Genomic DNA, 16,511 nt, shown 5'->3' on the forward strand with positions numbered 1-16,511 from the left:
GCCTGGACCGGACCGTTGAGCTCGGCGATCAGACGGCGGTGCGGGGCCGGGACCGGATCCGGCGGTGCGCGGCCCCTCCGGTGCGTTCGGTCGTCAGTTGCCCGGAGGCGTGTCACCCGGCTTGGTGGTCAGGCGGATGACCGTGCCCGGCTCGACCGGGGTGCCGGACGGCGGGTCGCTGGTCAGCACGATGGCGTTGTCGTCCTGCGGGCCGAAGATGACCTGCGGCTGGAGGCCCTTCTGGGTCAGCAGCGCGAAGGCCTGCTTGTAGGTCTTGCCCACGAGGATCGGCACGGAGGGCTTGTCCGCCAGCTTGCCGACCGTGATGGTGACCGTGGCGCCCTTCTTCAGCTGGCCGCTCTTGGGGCTCTGGTTCAGGACGAGGTCCACCTGCGCCGGGTCGGTCACCGGCTGGGTGTTGACCTTGACCTGCAGGTTGGCGTCGGTGATCGCCTGGTTGGCCGCGTCCTTGGTCTGGCCGACCACGCTCGGCACCGGGACCTTGTCGGCGCCGCCGGAGATGGTCAGGGTGATCTGGGTGCCGGCCGCGGCCTTGCCCTTCGGGTCGTACGAGATGACCTTGTCCTGGGCGACCGAGTCGTCGTTCTTGATCTCGGTCTTGACCGTGAAGCCCTTGCCCTGCAGCGTCGTGGTCGCCGCGTCCACCGACTGGCCGGTGACGTCCGGGATGTCCGTCTCCACGGGGCCGGAGGACAGGTGCACCTTGATCGGGGTGCTCACGTCGATCTGGGAGTTGGCGACCGGCTCCTGGGTGCAGACCTGATCCTTCTGGATCTTCGCGTCCGGGCAGGCGATCGGGTCGCCGGCCTGCACCAGCAGCTTGTCGTTCTGCGCCTTGGCCTTGGTCTGCGCGTCGGCGAGGCTCAGGCCGACCAGGTTCGGTGCGGTCGTCTTGCCGCCGCCGCCACCGCTGTTCAGCATCGCCTGCACGACGAAGAACGCACCGACCAGGACCAGTACCGCCGCGACGGCCAGCACGATCCAGGAGGTGTTGTTCTTCTTCTGCTGGCTCTGCCGGCGGCTGCTGCGCCCGTAGCCGTCCTCGTCGTCGTAGCCGCCGCCCTGGCCGCCGCCGTAGCCGTCGTCGTGCGCCTGGGGCGGGTAGCCGTAGCCCGACTGCGGGGAGCTGACCGGCGGGAGCATGGTGGTCGGGCCGGCCGCGCCCTGCTGCGGCAGCAGGTTGGTCTGGCCGTACGGGTCGTACTGCGGGGCGCCGCCCTGGTCGTAGCCGTAGCCGGCGCCGCCCATGCCGTACGCGGCGGCCTGCTGGGCCGCGGCCACCGGGAGGCCGTCGAGGAAGCGCTCGATGTCGTCGCGCATCTCGTCGGCGCTCTGGTACCGGTAGTCGCGCTCCTTGGCGAGGGCCTTGAGCACGATCGCGTCGACCTCGGGGCGGACCTCGGGGTCGAAGGCGGACGGCGGCTGCGCCTCCTCCCGGACGTGCTGGTACGCCACCGCCACCGGCGAGTCGCCGACGAACGGCGGACGCACGGTCAGCAGCTCGTAGAGCAGGCAGCCGGTGGAGTACAGGTCGGAGCGGGCGTCGACGGTCTCGCCCTTGGCCTGCTCGGGGGAGAGGTACTGGGCGGTGCCGATGACGGCCGAGGTCTGGGTCATCGTCATGCCGGCGTCGCCCATGGCCCGGGCGATGCCGAAGTCCATGACCTTGACGTTGCCCTGCCGGGTCAGCATGACGTTGGCGGGCTTGATGTCGCGGTGGACGATGCCCGCGCGGTGCGAGTACTCCAGCGCCTGCAGGATGCCGATGGTCATCTCCAGCGCGCGCTCCGGCAGGAGGCGGCGGCCGGAGTGCAGCAGCTCGCGAAGGGTCGAGCCCTCGACGTACTCCATCACGATGTACGGGATGGAGATGTTGTCGATGTAGTCCTCGCCGGTGTCGTACACGGCGACGATGGCGGGGTGGTTCAGCGAGGCCGCGGACTGGGCCTCGCGGCGGAAGCGCGCCTGGAACGAGGGGTCGCGGGCCATGTCCGCGCGGAGGGTCTTCACGGCGACCGTGCGGCCGAGCCGGGTGTCATGGGCCAGGTAGACCTCGGCCATGCCGCCGCGTCCGAGGACGCCGCCGAGCTCGTACCTGCCGCCGAGGCGACGAGGCTCTTCCATAGTTCCGACCCTCTCCCTCACCGGCCGGTGAGGATGTGACGTAGGTGTCCCCGCACGCACTGTTGGACGCTTGCCGCCGCCCCAGCGGTTCTGTGGCGCCGACCCCGCGGCCGGAGCCACGGCTTGGCAGTGGGTAGACCCGCTGCTGGCGGATACGCTACCGGGCGAACCCACGGCAACCCGAACAGCCTGCCAGCTGAGACCAGACCGGTATGCATCGGAACGGTCCCGCTGTGACGATTCCCTCAGGTCGGTGCCCGGCCCCCGTGCTACTTGCCCTGGACCACCGCCTGCATGATGCTCTTCGCGATCGGCGCGGCGATCGAACCGCCGCTGATCTCGCTGCGGTCGTTGCTGCCGTTCTCGACCACGACCGCCACCGCGACCTGCTTGCCGTCGGCGCCCTTCGCGTAGGACATGAACCACGCGAACGGCAGGCCGCTGTTGTCCTGGCCGTGCTGCGCGGTGCCGGTCTTGCCGCCGACCGTGACCCCGTCGATCTTCGCCTTGGTGCCGGTGCCGTTCTGCACCACCGACTCCATCAGCTGCTGGAGCTTCTGCGCCGTGCCGGCCGAGACCGCCTGGCTCATCACCTTCTCGGAGTGCTTGGAGACCACCGCGAGGGTGCTGGAGCGCTCCTGGTCGACCAGGTACGGCTCCATCAGGGTGCCGTTGTTGGCGATCGCCGCGGCGACCATGGCCATCTGCAGCGGGGTGGCCCGGGTGTCGTGCTGGCCGATGGCGTCCATCGCGGTGCCGTCGGGGGAGGAGTTCGTCGGGAAGACGCTGGTGGTGGCCCGGATCGGGACCTCGACCTTGTTGTTGTTGAAGCCGAACTTCTCGGCCTGCGCGCGCAGCTTCTGCCCGGTGAGCTCGGCGCCGATCTTGCCGAAGACGGTGTTGCAGGAGTAGTCCATCGCGGTCAGCAGGGTGGCGTTCGCGCAGGGCTCGGTCTTGCTGGCGTTCTTCAGCTCGGTCTTGGTGCCCGGCAGGAAGTACTGCTCCGGGGTGTCGGTCACGTCCTCGGGCTTCTGGAACTTCCCGTCCTCGAACGCGGCGGCCGCGGTGACCAGCTTGAAGGTCGAACCCGGGGGGTACGTCTCGCGCAGCGCCCGGTTCAGCATCGGCTTGTTCGGGTCCGCGTTGAGGTCGGTCCAGGCCTTGGCGTCCGCCGCCGAGCTGCCGGAGAAGGTGCCCGGGTCGTAGGACGGGGTGGAGACCAGCGCCAGGATCGCGCCGGTGCGCGGGTCGATCGCGACCGCCGCGCCCTTCTTGTTGCCGAGCCCCTCGAACGCCGCCTTCTGGGCCTTGGCGTCGATCGTGGTGACGACGTCGCCGCCCTTCTTGTCGTCACCGGTCAGCATGTCGAGGGTGTTGCGGAAGAACAGCCGGGAATCGGTGCCGGCCAGGATGCCGTCCTCCAGCGACTCCAGCTGGCTCGTCCCGAAGGACTGCGAGGAGTAGCCGGTGACCGGGGCGTACATCGCGCCGTCGATCCAGCTGCGCTTGTACTTGTAGCGCAGGCCGTTGACGAAGTCGGAGTTGGTGACCGGCTGGCCGCCCACGATGATGTTGCCGCGCGGGTAGGCGTAGCGGTCGTACTTGTTCCGGTCGTTGTTCTTGTTGGTGGCCCAGGCGTGCGCCTGGACGCCCTGCACCCAGTTGGTGCGCACCATCAGGGCGAGGATCAGGATCAGGCAGAAGACCGCGACCCGGCGGATGGGCTTGTTCACGTGTCGATCCCTTTCAGGCCGCAGCCGGGGCGGTGGCCGGCTCCGGGTCGGCGGCCGGGCGGCGCGCGCTGTCGCTGATCTTGAGCAGGATGGCGATCAGGCCCCAGTTCGCCACCACCGAGGAACCGCCCTGGGCGAGGAAGGGCATCGTCATACCGGTCAGCGGGATGAGGCCGGTCACACCACCGGCGACCACGAACACCTGCAGTGCGAAGGCGGAGGACAGGCCCACCGCCAGCAGCTTGCCGAAGGGGTCGCGGGCGGCGACCGCGGTGCGCAGGCCGCGCTGCACGATCAGGCCGTACAGCAGGAAGATCGCCATCATGCCGGTGAGGCCGAGCTCCTCGCCGAACGAGCCGAGGATGAAGTCGCTCTTCGCGGCGAACTGGATCAGCCAGGACCGGCCCTGGCCGAGGCCGGTGCCGGTGACGCCGCCGGAGCCGAAGGCCATCAGGGTCTGGCCGATCTGCTCGGAGGTGCCGGGCGGCGGCGGGTCGGCGAAGGCCGCCATCGGGTCGAGCCAGGAGTTGATGCGGGTCTGCACGTGCGACTCGACGGAGGCGACCACGGCCGCGCCGCCGAAGGACATCACCAGGCCGAAGAGGATCCAGCTGGTGCGCTCGGTGGCGACGTACAGCATCACCACGAACAGGCCGAAGAACAGGAACGAGGAGCCGAGGTCGGTCTCGAACACCAGGATGAGGATCGACAGCAGCCAGACCACGATGATCGGGCCGAGGTCGCGGCCGCGCGGCAGGTACAGGCCCATGAAGCGGCGGCTGGCCAGCGCCAGGGCGTCCCGCTTGACCATCAGGTAGCCGGCGAAGAACACCGTCAGGATGATCTTGGCGAACTCGCCGGGCTGGATCGAGAAGCTGCCGATGTGGATCCAGATCTTGGCGCCGAAGTCGCCCGCCCGGGCCGGGAAGAACGCCGGCGCGGCGAGCAGCACCAGGGCCACCGCCATCGAGATGTACGTGTACCGCTGCAGGATGCGGTGGTCCTTCAGCAGCACCATGACGCCGATGAAGAACGCGATGCCCAGGCCCGACCACATCAGCTGGTTCGCGGCCGCCGGGAAGTTGCTGGCCAGCAGCTTGCCGGCCTTGTCCAGCCGCCAGATCATCACCAGGCCGAGCCCGTTGAGCAGGGTCGCCAGCGGCAGCAGCAGCGGGTCCGCATAAGGCGCGAAGCGGCGCATCAGCAGGTGCGCGACCAGCGCCAGGGTGCCCATGCCGAGGCCGTACGCCAGCATGCCGGTCGGCAGCGAGCCGTCCATGGCGAGGCCGACGTTGGCGTAGGCGAACATCGGCAGCACCACCGCGAAGCCGAGCATGGCGAGCTCGGTGTTGCGGCGGTTCGGCGCGTTCTGCGGGGTGATCGTGGTGTTGCCCCGCCGCAGGCCGCGGCGCTCGGTGGCGTTGTTGCTCAGGTCAAAGGTGCTCACGTGTAGGCCGCTCCCCGACGGCTGAGGCCCCTGGCGGGGTTGGTGCTAGGGGGTCGTCGGGCAGGAGCTTGCCAGCTGCTTCTCCTGCTCGGTCAGTTCGGGCGTGGTGCCGGGATTGCCGGTGCTCAGGGTGTCGGTGCTCGGGCTGGGGCTCGGGCTCGCCCCCGGGGCGGCCGTCTCGGACTTGAACCCGGCCGTGGTCAGCGCGGTGCCGGACACGGACGGGGAGGCGGACGGACTGGGGCTCGGGCTCGCCCCGGGCTGCGGGGTGCCGCCCTCGGCGGGCTTGGCGCCCTGCGCGACCTTCTTGCAGACCGCCGCCTGGGTCCCCAGGGTACGGACCTGCTCGCGCGCGTCCGCCAGGCTCTTGGCCTGGATGGTCTTCGTCACCTGCGTCCGCTGGTAGGTCGGCAGGAACTTGAGTTCGATGTCGGCGTGCGGCTCGTACACCGAGGACAGGCTCAGGCCGGCCAGCGACTGGTTCAGCCCGCGGTAGACCGCCACCCCGTCGCCGTCCGCGCCGACGTAGTACTGGTCCTGCGTCCACCGCCAGCCCACGTACCCGCCGCCGCCCAGCAGGCCGAGGACCGCCAGCACCGCCAGCGAGACCTTCAGCTTCCTGCCCTTGCGGCGGCGCCGGGACGGCCGCTCCTCGTCGTACCCGTCGTACGGCTGCGCCTCCGCGCCGTAGCCCTGCTGCGCGCCGTACTCGTCGTCGTAGCCCTCGGCCGGGCCGAAGCCGGCCGGGTCGTAGCCGTTGGCCGGACCGAAGGCGCCCTGCGGCGCCTGCGGGCGGCCGAGGCCCGCCGCACGGCCCGCCGGGGTGTTCAGCAGGTTGTGGTCGCCGTGGTGCGGCTGCGCCTCGGCGACCGCGCCGACCACCACGGGGATGTCCGCGAGCCGGCCGCTGAGCGTGTCGGTGGCGCCCACGTCGATGACGTCCGCCACGATGCAGGTGATGTTGTCCGGGCCGCCGCCGCGCAGCGCCAGCTGGATCAGCTCCTGGACGGTCTGCTCCGGGGCGTAGTAGCTCCCGAGCGTGTCCTCCAGGGTCTGGTGGCTGACCGGGCCGGACAGGCCGTCCGAGCAGATCAGGTAGCGGTCGCCGGCCCGCACCTCGCGGATCGAGAGGTCCGGCTCGACCTGGCCGCGGCCGTCGAGCGCCCGCATCAGCAGCGAGCGCTGGGGGTGGGTCTCCGCCTCCTCGGGCGTGATCCGGCCCTCGTCGACCAGCCGCTGGACCCACGTGTGGTCCTGGGTGATCTGGGTCAGCGAGCCGTCCCGCAGCAGGTACGCCCGGGAGTCGCCGATGTGCACCAGGCCCATCCGCTGGCCCGTCCACAGCATCGCGGTCAGGGTGCAGCCCATGCCCTCGAGCTGCGGGTCCTCCTCGACCATCTGCCGCAGCCGGTCGTTGGCGCCCTGCACGGCGTCGCCGAGCAGGGTCAGCAGGTCGGCGCCGGGGATGTCCTCGTCCAGCCGGACGATCGAACCGAGCACCTCCGAGGACGCGACCTCGCCGGCCGCCGCACCGCCCATGCCGTCGGCGACGGCGAGCAGCCGCGGACCGGCGTAGCCGGAGTCCTCGTTCCCCTCCCGGATCAGGCCCTTGTGGGAGCCGGCGGCGAAGCGCAGCACCAGGCTCATGCGGTCGCCGCCCCCTTCCGGGCCCGAGCGGTGGCGACCATGCCGCGGGCGCGCACGGCAGCGGCAGCGCGGCGGCCGCGCTCCCGGCTGGTCTTGGACGGGGTGGTGTCCCTCATGCGCCGCTACTTCCGCAGTTCGATGACGGTCCGGCCGATACGGATCGGCATTCCGGGCTGGAGCGGCATCGGTGCAGTGAGCCGCTGCCGGTCCAGATAGGTGCCGTTGGTGGAGCCTAGATCCTCGACCGTCCACTGCCCAGTCTGATCCGGGAAGATCCTGGCATGGCGGGACGAGGCGTAGTCGTCGTCCAGCACGATCGTGGAGTCGTGGGCCCGGCCCAGCGTGATCGTCTGCCCCTGCAGGGCGACGGTGGTGCCGGCGAGCGAGCCCTGCACGACCACCAGGTGGGTGGGCGCACCGCGGCGCTGGCGCGGCTGCGGCGGGGCGCCGGCCCCGCCCTGCTGGGGGGGACGGCCGGTGGACGCGGCTGCGGTCGGGGCGGTGCGCCGCGACGTGCGCGGGTTCACCTTCGTCCCGAACAGGTCGCTGCGGATGACCTGGACCGCGACGATGACAAACAGCCACAGCACGGCGAGGAAGCCCAGCCGCATGACCGTCAGGGTCAGTTCTGACATGAGTGGCCCGCTCTACCCTTCGACCTGTCGGTAGACGATGGTGGTGGACCCGAGGACGATTCGGGAGCCGTCGCGGAGCGTAGCGCGCTGGGTGTGCTGCCCGTCCACCACGATGCCGTTGGTGGACCCGAGGTCGAGCACCATCGCCGGCGTCCCCGGCCGGATCTCCGCGTGCTTGCGGGAGACGCCGGGGTCGTCGATCCGGATGTCCGCCTCGGTCGAGCGGCCGAGCACGCACGCGTTGCCCGTGATCTGGTGCCGGGTCCCGTTGACCTCCACCCAGCGGCGGGTGTTCGCACCGCTGTGGCCGGCGCCCGGGAAGGGGCGGACGTTGCCGCCGGCCGCGGGCGGGCCCTGCGGCACCGGCGGGGGCGCGGCGGGCGGCGGCGGCGCACCGTACGGCGCCGCGCCCTGCTGCCACGGTGCGCCGGGCGCGGGCGGGGTCGGACGCCGCTCGTAACCGCCCGGGGCGGCCGGCGGCTGCGGCTGGTGCTGCGCGGGCTCCTCGCCGGCGAGGGTGCGGCTGCGCACCCGGTACAGGCCGGTGTCCAGCTCGTCGGCCTTCTCCAGCGACACCTGGAGCGGGCCCATGAAGCTGTAGCGCTGCGCCTCGGCGTACTCGCGGACCATGTTGGCGAGCTCGTTGCCGAGCTGGCCCGCGTACGGGCTGAGCCGCTCGTAGTCGTGCGGGCTGAGCTCGACGATGAAGTCGTTCGGGACCACCGTGCGGTCGCGGTTCCAGATGGTGGCGTTGTTGTCGCACTCGCGCTGCAGCGCGCCGGCGATCTCTACCGGTTGGACCTCGGACTTGAACACCTTGGCGAAGGTGCCGTTCACGAGACCCTCGAGCCGCTGCTCGAACTTCTTCAGGACTCCCACGGGGCACCCCCTTCCAGGGCGTCGGCCGGGCCGCGCTCGCGGGCCGGGTTGCGGTTTTCCGTACTGATCGTATCCACGTCGGGCCCATCCGTACGGTTCCCCGGGAACGTGGTCCCGGGGCGTGAGACCGGGCACACCCCCCGCCACCTGCCCGGCGGGTGCCGGATCGGACGGTGGGCCCGGTGCGGACGCCGTCGCGGAACGGGCCGCGCGGCAAGCGGGGGGTACCCGCACGAGCCCATCCTCATCCCTCGGTCACCCGTTCGTCCGCCCCGCAGGGGGGCGGCTGCACGGGTGGCGGGGAAACGGATTCGGAGGTAGCCCGCAGGCCGTGCTAATGTTTTCCACGTCGGAAGGGGCGCCCGAGAGGGAGCCGGACGGAAGACCCGGAGAGATACGGTAAGGTTCTCGACAGGTCGGAAGAGCGGCAAGCATCTTACGACAGCACCCATGCGCGGGTGGCGGAATAGGCAGACGCGCTGGATTCAGGTTCCAGTGCCCGAAAGGGCGTGGGGGTTCAACTCCCCCCTCGCGCACAGCGAAGCCCCGCAGATCTTCGGATCTGCGGGGCTTTCTCGTTGTCCGACTCCGCCGTGCGGTGGGGCGGATTTGGGGGGAGTTCGGGCGAATTCCGGGATGTCCGCGCTCCGACAATGTCTCTGCCTGATAACAGCAGGTGCCCCCGAACGGTTCGTGTCGGCGCCGACTGGTAGAACATGCAGCGGAATTTCCGTCCGACAGTTCGATTGAAATGTCCGTTTGGCGTCGATGGTGCCAACTCGGGCGTCCCCACGGGGGGTTGTACGTGGGGGTTTCAGCCGGAAGACCGCTGCTGACGCGGCGCGCCGGCCTCTTGTCTTTCGATCGTGGAAACGACGTTCTGTCCGGAATTCCGCTCATATCCGCTGCATTGTCATCCCAAGGAGAACGCGGATGCTCGACCCATCGGGTCCGACCAGGACGCGAATGCGGGCGGCAGGACGTGCGACCACCCTTGCCGTCGCCACGGCCGCCCTGGTCTCCGGGGCCGGCCTGCCCGTCCTCGCGACCGCCCAGGCGGAGTCCCTCGCGCCCAAGCGCATCGGTTCTGCCCCCGTCGTGCCGAAGGGCGCCGTCAAGACGGCGGCCCCGGCCGACGGCACCGAGCTCGACCTCAGCATCACCCTGCAGCCGAAGGACCAGACCGCGCTGACCACGTTCGTCAACGCCGTCTCCACCCCCGGCTCCCCGCTGTACAAGCACTACCTGGGCACCGGCGAGTTCGGCAAGCGCTTCGGCGCCGACCCGGCCACCGTGGCGAGCGTCCGCGCGGCCCTCACCGAGGCCGGCCTGCACCCGGGCGAGATCGGCGCCAACGGCCTGACCATCCCGGTCAAGGCGACCGTCGCCGAGGCGAAGAAGGCGTTCAACACCGACTTCGCCGGATACAAGCTGTCCGACGGCACCACCGCCTACGCCAACACCCAGGCCCCGGCCGTCCGCGGCGACCTGGCCGGCAAGATCGCCGGCGTGGTCGGCCTGGACACCACCGCGACCTACAAGCCGCGCTCGGTGGTGAAGTCCAAGGCCGCCATCAAGGGCCCGGCGATCGACTCGGAGAAGTCGCGCAACATCGGTGCCTACCCGCAGCTCTGCAGCGAGTGGAAGACCATCCTCGGCAACGCCGGTCTGGTGGACGGTCAGCACTACTACAGCTCCGCGGCGCTGGCGCAGGCCTACGACGTGTACGGCATCGCGGACGGCGCCGCCGGCTCCACGATCGCCATCCTCTCGCTGGAGAACTACGACACCCGCGCGGCCGCCGCCTGGCAGTCCTGCAACGGTACGAAGACCAGCGTGACCAACATCCCGATGCCCGGCTTCGTCACCAAGGCGCCGGACGTCGACCACGGCGAGGGCGGCGAGACCGCGCTCGACGTGGACACCGTCTCGTCGCTCGCGCCGGGTGCGTCGATCCTGGTCTACCAGGGCGTCAACAACGGCCAGGGCGTCATCGACACCTACCAGCGGATCGTCAACGACAACCGCGCACAGGTCGTCTCGATCAGCTGGGGCCGGTGCGAGGCGGAGCGCGACTCCGGGCGTGAGAACACGCTGAACCTGATCCTGAAGCAGGCCGCCGCCCAGGGGCAGTCCGTGGTTGCCGCCGCGGGCGACGCCGGCTCGACCGACTGCAACGGCTCCGGCCTCAACGAGAACGTGCTCAACACCGACAGCCCGGCCTCGCAGCCGTACGCGACCGGTGTCGGCGGTACCTCGCACTCCGGCCTCGGCACCTTCCCGGGTCCGATCTCGGTGTGGAACCACGACGGCGGCTCCGGCGGTGGCGGTCTGTCCACCCGCTGGGCGCTGAGCGACACCGACTTCCCGTGGAACGCCCAGCACGCCGCGCAGTACTCGAACGTCTGCGGTGCCGCTGCGGGCTCGTCCTGCCGCCAGGTGCCGGACGTGTCGGCCCTCGCCGACCCGTCCCACGGCTACCTGATCTTCACCGACATCGACGCCGAGGGCACCCTCTGGGCCAACATCTACGGCGGCACCAGCGCCGCGGCCCCGCTCTGGGCGGCCCTGGTCGCGCTGGCCAACTCGTCGACCGACTGCGCCGCCAACGGCCCGGTCGGTTACCTGAACCCGATCCTGCACAAGCTCGACGGCTCGGTGTTCAACGACGTCACCATCGGCAACAACGACATCAGCGGCTCCGGCAAGTACTCCGCTCTCGCGGGCTACGACCTGGCCAGCGGCCTCGGTTCGCCGAAGGGCCGGGCCGTGATGAGCGCCCTGTGCCAGCAGCTGCCCTCGCAGCCGGCCGGCACCTACACCAGCGTCCAGCCGAAGCGCCTGCTGGACACCGGTGTCCCGGGTGTCGCCTCCCGCACCGCCACCACCCTGCAGGTCGCCGGCTCGGCGAACAGCGGTGTGCCGGCAGGTGTCACCTCGGTCGTGCTGAACGTCACCGTGGCGAACACCAACGGTCCGGGCTATCTGACCGCGTGGCCGACCGGCAAGACGATGCCGCTCTCCTCCAACCTCAACTGGATGCAGGGCAGCGTCGCCGTCCCGAACGTGGTCACCGTTCCGGTGGGCACCGACGGCAATGTCAGCCTGTTCAACGGCAGCTGGACCGGCCCGGTCCGCATGGTCGTCGACCTGATGGGCTACTACACGCCGGACACCGCCGGTGCGACCTTCAAGCCGCTGGCACCGACCCGCCTGTTCGACACCCGCTACGCGGGTGACGCGAACGTCGCGCAGGCCCCGGTGGGCGGCAAGAAGAAGATCGACGTGAAGGTCGCCGGCGGCGTCTCCGCCAAGGGCGTCTCGCTCGGCGTGCCGGACACCGGCGTCACCGCGGTCGTGCTGAACACCACCGTGACCCGCGGCCAGGGCAACGGCTGGATGGCGGTCTACCCGACCGACCCGACCGGCACCTTCGTGCCGAAGTCGTCCAACCTGAACTGGACCAACGGCCAGACCGTGCCGAACCTGGTCGTCGTGCCGGTCGGCGCCGACGGCAAGGTGACGTTCTACAACGGCCTGGACGGCACGGTCGACGTGCTCGCCGACGTCTTCGGCTACTTCACCTCGGACGCCTCCGGCAGCAAGTTCCACGTCGCCGGCCCGAAGCGCCTCGTGGACACCCGTACCGGCAAGGGCGCCCCCTACGCCGGCAAGATCGGCGACGGCAACGTGCTGCACGTCAACCTGAACGACAACGGCGTGCTGTCCGGTGCGACCTCGGTCGTGCTGAACATCACGGTGACCAACACCCAGTGGGGCGGCTACCTGAACGCCTGGCCGGGCGGCACCGCGCGGCCGGCCTCGTCCAACCTCAACTGGACCGCGGGCAGCCAGACCATCGCCAACTCGGTGATCGTTCCGGTCAACAACGGCACGGTCGACATCGCCACCAACAGCCCGGCCGACGTCATCGTCGACCTGATGGGCTACTACAGCGTGAACTGATCCCCGATCGGTTCGGCAGGCACCGGGCGGCGTCCTCCCCTCGCGGGGAGGGCGCCGCCCTCGCGTGTGCCCGGGCTCAGTCCGCCGTCGCCGGGAGGGCGGCGCGGACGGTGAAGCCGCCGTCCGCGGTGGGGCCGGCGACCAGGGTGCCGCCGAGCAGCTGGGCGCGCTCGCGAAGACCCACCAGGCCGTGCCCGCCGCCCGGCAGGACGGGCAGCTCCGAGGCGCCGTCCGGCGGCGCGGCGTTGTGCACCTCCACCAGCAGCCGGGAGCCGCCGCCCACCACGCGGACGGTCACCGCGGCGCCCGGCGCGTACTTGGTGATGTTGGTCAGGGCCTCCTGGACCGTCCGGTAGGCGGCCCTCTCCACCGCCTCCGGCCACTGCCGACCGTCGGCGGGGAGGTCGCTGGTGACCGCGAGCCCGCTGCCGCCGATCAGCCGCGGCAGGTCGGCGAGGCGCGGCTGGGGGGCGAGCGGCTCGTCGTGCTGGACCCCGGCGGCGCGCAGCACGCCGACCATCTGCCGGAGCTCCTGCAGGGTGCGGACGGCGAGCTCGCGGATGGTCGAGGCGGTGTCCTTCGAGGCCGGGTCGCCGGTGGAGACCTGCAGTGCCCCGGCCTGGATGGAGATCAGGCTGACCTGGTGGGAGACCACGTCGTGCATCTCCCGGGCGAGCCGGGCCCGCTCGGTGGCCAGCACCCGCTCGGCGAGCAGCCGGCTCTCGCGCTGCTGCCCGCGGGTCAGCTCGTCCAGCCGGTCGGCGAGTTCCCGGCGGGTGCGGGCGAGCAGGCCGAGCGCGGCGGGGCCGGCCGCGAGCATCACGCACTGGATGGCGTAGAGCGCGTTGTCCCGATCGAGCTCGAGCGGGTGGTCGGAGAGCGGCCAGTGGAAGAACTCGACGAGGGCGAAGGCGGTGGCGCAGACCGCGGTGACCCGCAGCGCGGCCCGCTGGGCGGCGACCGAGTAGACCGCGGTCATCGGTGCGATCCAGATGTAGTCGACGAACGCCCCGGGCAGGGTCAGCAGCAGCACCGTCACCGGGAAGCGGCGGCGCAGCAGCAGGGCGAGCGCGGCGAGCACCGACAGCGCGGCCTCCCACCAGCGCGCGCCCTTGGAGACCAGCGCGGCGTCCAGCAGGGAGACCAGCACCGGCAGCAGCAGCATCAGCCAGGTCGCGGTGCACCAGGCCGGGAGTGTTCTCGGGCCGGTCATGCGCCGGGGTTGCCCTGGCTGCGGACGAGGCCGGCACGGTGCGCGACGACGGCGGCCTGGACGCGGTTGGCCGCGCCGAGCTTGGCGAGGATGGCGCTGATGTGGTCCTTGACGGTGCCGGTGCCCAGGTAGAGACGGTCGGCGATCTCGGCGTTGGACAGGCCCTCGCCGAGCAGTGCGAGGACGTCGAGCTCGCGGCTGGTGAGCTGGCGGGCGAGCGCGGCGGCGTCCGCGTCGGGGCCGCCGCCCTCGACGTAGCCGTTGATCACGGTGCGGGCGACGGTCGGCGAGAGCATGCTGCCGCCGGCGGCGAGCACCCGCACCGCGTGCACCAGCTGCTCGGGCGCGGTGTCCTTGAGCAGGAAGCCGGCGGCGCCGGCGCGCAGGGCGGTGCCGATGTACTCGTCGGTGTCGAAGGTGGTGAGCATGGCGACGGCCGGCGGGTCGGGCAGGGCGCGCAGCCTGCGCAGCACGCTGATGCCGTCCAGGTCGGGCATCCGGATGTCGAGCAGGACGACCTGCGGCCGCAGGTCGACGGTCTGCTGCTCGGCCTGGCCGCCGGAGCAGCCGCCGACCACCTCCAGGTCCGGGGCCGATCCGACGATCAGGCCGAGGCCCGATCGGACGAGGACCTCGTCGTCCACGATCAGGACGCGGATCGGTGGCATGGCTCTCCTCGGGCGTGCGCGGCTCTCTTCGAGCCTAGGGGGTCGGCGGCCGGCGGTTCGGTCCACCGGCGGGGTGGACACCCCCGCCGATCGGCGGGGGTCCGAATCGGCTACCGGATTCACGCAATTCTCATCCGGGGTGCGGAACCATGGACACGGAGCCCCCTGTGGGCCCTGGCCGCTCGGAGACCGGGTGTGCGGGCCGCTCCGTCCCTCCGCGGGTGCCGTACGGATGCGTCCCCCACGTTGATCGTCTGGAATTGGAGCTGTGTCCACTGTGAAGCCGGCGCCCACCGCCGTTCCTGCCGCGCAATTCGGAGCACGTGCCGGGCTGCTCGCCCGCTGGCGGCCGCGGGCCGCTGCGGGCACGGTCTGGTACCTGAGGCTGCTGGCCCTGCTCAACCTGGTGGCGGTGCTCGCCGTCCCGTTCCGGGACCAGGTGCAGGAGCACAACGAGGGCGAGTACTTCACCCCGTACCTGCTGACGGCGGGTCTGACCACGGTGCTGCTGTCGCTGTTCCTCGCGGTGGCGATGCGGCGGCGCAAGCGGGCCGCGTGGATCTTCAACGCGGTGGTGTCCGGGCTGTTCTCGGTGCTGTACGTGCTGCTGATGCTGCTGCCGGGCGGCGGCTTCGCGGACCACCCGCTGAACTACGTCTCCACCGTGCTGACCGTCGGTTTCTTCCTGGCGCTGCTGGTGGGCCGCCGCGAGTTCACCTCCAAGGGCGACCGCTCCAACCCCAAGACGGGGGTGGCGACCTTCTTCGGCGGGCTGCTGCTCGGCGGCGTGGTCGGTGCGGCGCTGGTGCAGCTGACCAACACCATCCACGGCGCCGGCTTCGGCACCCGGTTCGGCTACGCGGTGGCCCGGATGGTGACCCTCACCCCGTCCGGCCGGCTGGCCGACGAGATCGCCGTGCCGACCTGGGTGAACGCCTTCATCAACGCCATGGGCGCGGTGCTCTTCCTGCTGGTGCTGTACCTGGCCTTCCGCAGCCCCCGCGGCCAGGAGCTGCTGACCGCGGCCGACGAGGTGCGGCTGCGCGAGCTGCTGGACCGGCAGGGCGAGCGGGACTCGCTGGGCTACTTCGCGCTGCGCCGGGACAAGGCGGTGATCTTCTCGCCGTCCGGCAAGGCGGCGGTCGCCTACCGGGTGGTCGGTGGCGTCTCGCTGGCCTCCGGCGACCCGATCGGCGATCCGGAGGCCTGGCCCGGGGCGATCGACGCCTGGCTGCAGGAGGCCCGCGAGCACGCCTGGGTGCCGGCCGTGATGGGTGCCTCCGAGGAGGCCGGCGTGATCTACGCCCGGCACGGGCTGGACGCGCTGGAACTGGGCGACGAGGCGATCGTCGAGATCGACGAGTTCTCGCTGGACGGCCGGGCCATGCGGGTCGTCCGGCAGGCGTACAACCGGGTCAAGCGGGCCGGGTACACGGTGCGGATCCGCCGCCACGAGGAGATCCCCGACGAGGAGATGGCGGCGCTGCTGGACAGGGCCGACCACTGGCGGGACGGCCAGACCGAGCGCGGCTTCTCGATGGCGCTCGGCCGGCTCGGCGACCCGGACGACGGCCGCTGCGTGATGCTGGAGTGCCACGACGGCGACGGCGAGCTGCGCGCGCTGCTGAGTTTCGTCCCGTGGGGCCGCAACGGCCTCTCGCTGGACCTGATGCGCCGGGACCGCGACAGCGAGAACGGCCTGATGGAATTCATGGTGATCGAGCTGCTGCAACGCGCCGACGAGGTCGCGCTGGAGCGGGTGTCGCTGAACTTCGCGATGTTCCGTTCCGTTTTCGAGCGCGGATCGCGGCTGGGCGCCGGGCCGGTGCTCCGGCTCTGGCGCTCCGTGCTGGGATTCTTCTCGCGCTGGTGGCAGATCGAGTCGCTGTACCGCGCCAATGCGAAGTACCGCCCGATCTGGGAGCCGCGTTATCTGCTCTTCGAGAAGAGCAGCGAGATTCCGCGCATCGGAATCGCGAGCGCCCGCGCCGAGGGCTTCATCACGGTGCCGAGTCTGCCCGCACTGTTCCGTCGCCGGCATGTCCGGGCCGCCGCCGCACAGGCGCTGCCCGGCGGGGGGCCGACGGCGGAGCGGGACGGGAAGGGGTAGTCCCTCCGCCGGGGGGCGGAGGGCCGCCGATCGGGGGGTGCCACCCGCCGAATCGGTAACCCCCCTCC

Annotated in this window: 10 protein-coding genes and 1 tRNA gene; 3 read left to right on the plus strand and 8 right to left on the minus strand. The window is 71.2% G+C overall.

Going from position 1 to position 16,511, the window contains the following annotated elements:
* Window positions 1-93 precede the first annotated feature (93 nt).
* The 6 genes from pknB to AB0M03_RS25305 all read right to left on the minus strand — a co-directional run bounded on the left by pknB (window position 94) and on the right by AB0M03_RS25305 (window position 8,486).
* Window positions 94-2,145, minus strand: coding sequence for a Stk1 family PASTA domain-containing Ser/Thr kinase (gene pknB, locus AB0M03_RS25280; protein WP_363494586.1), 2,052 nt, complete (start codon window positions 2,143-2,145; stop codon window positions 94-96).
* Window positions 2,146-2,414: 269 nt separating this feature from the next.
* Window positions 2,415-3,878 carry a penicillin-binding protein 2 gene (locus AB0M03_RS25285; protein WP_363494588.1) on the minus strand — a complete coding sequence of 488 codons (1,464 nt, stop codon included), beginning with the start codon at window positions 3,876-3,878 and terminating at the stop codon, window positions 2,415-2,417.
* 13 nt (window positions 3,879-3,891) lie between these two features.
* Window positions 3,892-5,280, minus strand: coding sequence for an FtsW/RodA/SpoVE family cell cycle protein (locus AB0M03_RS25290; RefSeq protein ID WP_363494683.1), 1,389 nt, complete (start codon window positions 5,278-5,280; stop codon window positions 3,892-3,894).
* A gap of 90 nt (window positions 5,281-5,370) precedes the next feature.
* A complete protein-coding gene (locus AB0M03_RS25295; RefSeq protein WP_363494590.1) occupies window positions 5,371-6,972 on the minus strand; it encodes a protein phosphatase 2C domain-containing protein in 1,602 nt (533 codons plus the stop codon).
* Window positions 6,973-7,094: 122 nt separating this feature from the next.
* Window positions 7,095-7,607, minus strand: a complete 513-nt coding sequence (locus AB0M03_RS25300) for an FHA domain-containing protein (RefSeq protein WP_363494592.1) — start codon at window positions 7,605-7,607, stop codon at window positions 7,095-7,097.
* 12 nt (window positions 7,608-7,619) lie between these two features.
* On the minus strand, window positions 7,620-8,486 hold the full coding sequence (locus AB0M03_RS25305) for a DUF3662 and FHA domain-containing protein (protein WP_363494594.1): 867 nt from the start codon (window positions 8,484-8,486) through the stop codon (window positions 7,620-7,622).
* A 452-nt stretch (window positions 8,487-8,938) separates the two neighbouring features.
* Between AB0M03_RS25305 and AB0M03_RS25310 the strand changes: the two genes are divergently transcribed.
* Window positions 8,939-9,022: transfer RNA gene (locus AB0M03_RS25310), tRNA-Leu, on the plus strand.
* Between the two features lie 397 nt (window positions 9,023-9,419).
* Entirely contained in the window at window positions 9,420-12,452 is a 3,033-nt protein-coding gene (locus AB0M03_RS25315) for a S53 family peptidase (RefSeq protein ID WP_363494596.1), read from the plus strand.
* Window positions 12,453-12,528: 76 nt separating this feature from the next.
* Here the strand turns inward: AB0M03_RS25315 and AB0M03_RS25320 are convergent, their stop codons facing one another.
* Entirely contained in the window at window positions 12,529-13,665 is a 1,137-nt protein-coding gene (locus tag AB0M03_RS25320; protein ID WP_363494598.1) for a histidine kinase, read from the minus strand.
* On the minus strand, window positions 13,662-14,333 hold the full coding sequence (locus AB0M03_RS25325; RefSeq protein WP_363494600.1) for a response regulator transcription factor: 672 nt from the start codon (window positions 14,331-14,333) through the stop codon (window positions 13,662-13,664). Before AB0M03_RS25325 ends, AB0M03_RS25320 begins: the two co-directional genes overlap by 4 nt.
* A 331-nt stretch (window positions 14,334-14,664) precedes the next feature.
* On the opposite strand from AB0M03_RS25325, the gene AB0M03_RS25330 reads away from it, so the two are divergent.
* Window positions 14,665-16,443, plus strand: coding sequence for a phosphatidylglycerol lysyltransferase domain-containing protein (locus AB0M03_RS25330; RefSeq protein WP_363494685.1), 1,779 nt, complete (start codon window positions 14,665-14,667; stop codon window positions 16,441-16,443).
* Window positions 16,444-16,511 lie beyond the last annotated feature (68 nt).

Origin of the sequence: Kitasatospora sp. NPDC051914 (assembly GCF_040680995.1) — a bacterium.
Classification (GTDB): domain Bacteria; phylum Actinomycetota; class Actinomycetes; order Streptomycetales; family Streptomycetaceae; genus Kitasatospora.

Coding starts and splice junctions, on each gene's coding strand:
- AB0M03_RS25295 (WP_363494590.1), bottom strand. CDS start 6,972: ATGAGCCTGGTGCTGCGCTTCGCCGCCGGCTCCCACAAGGGCCTGATC.
- AB0M03_RS25325 (WP_363494600.1), bottom strand. CDS start 14,333: ATGCCACCGATCCGCGTCCTGATCGTGGACGACGAGGTCCTCGTCCGA.
- AB0M03_RS25300 (WP_363494592.1), bottom strand. CDS start 7,607: ATGTCAGAACTGACCCTGACGGTCATGCGGCTGGGCTTCCTCGCCGTG.
- pknB (WP_363494586.1), bottom strand. CDS start 2,145: ATGGAAGAGCCTCGTCGCCTCGGCGGCAGGTACGAGCTCGGCGGCGTC.
- AB0M03_RS25315 (WP_363494596.1), top strand. CDS start 9,420: ATGCTCGACCCATCGGGTCCGACCAGGACGCGAATGCGGGCGGCAGGA.
- AB0M03_RS25320 (WP_363494598.1), bottom strand. CDS start 13,665: ATGACCGGCCCGAGAACACTCCCGGCCTGGTGCACCGCGACCTGGCTG.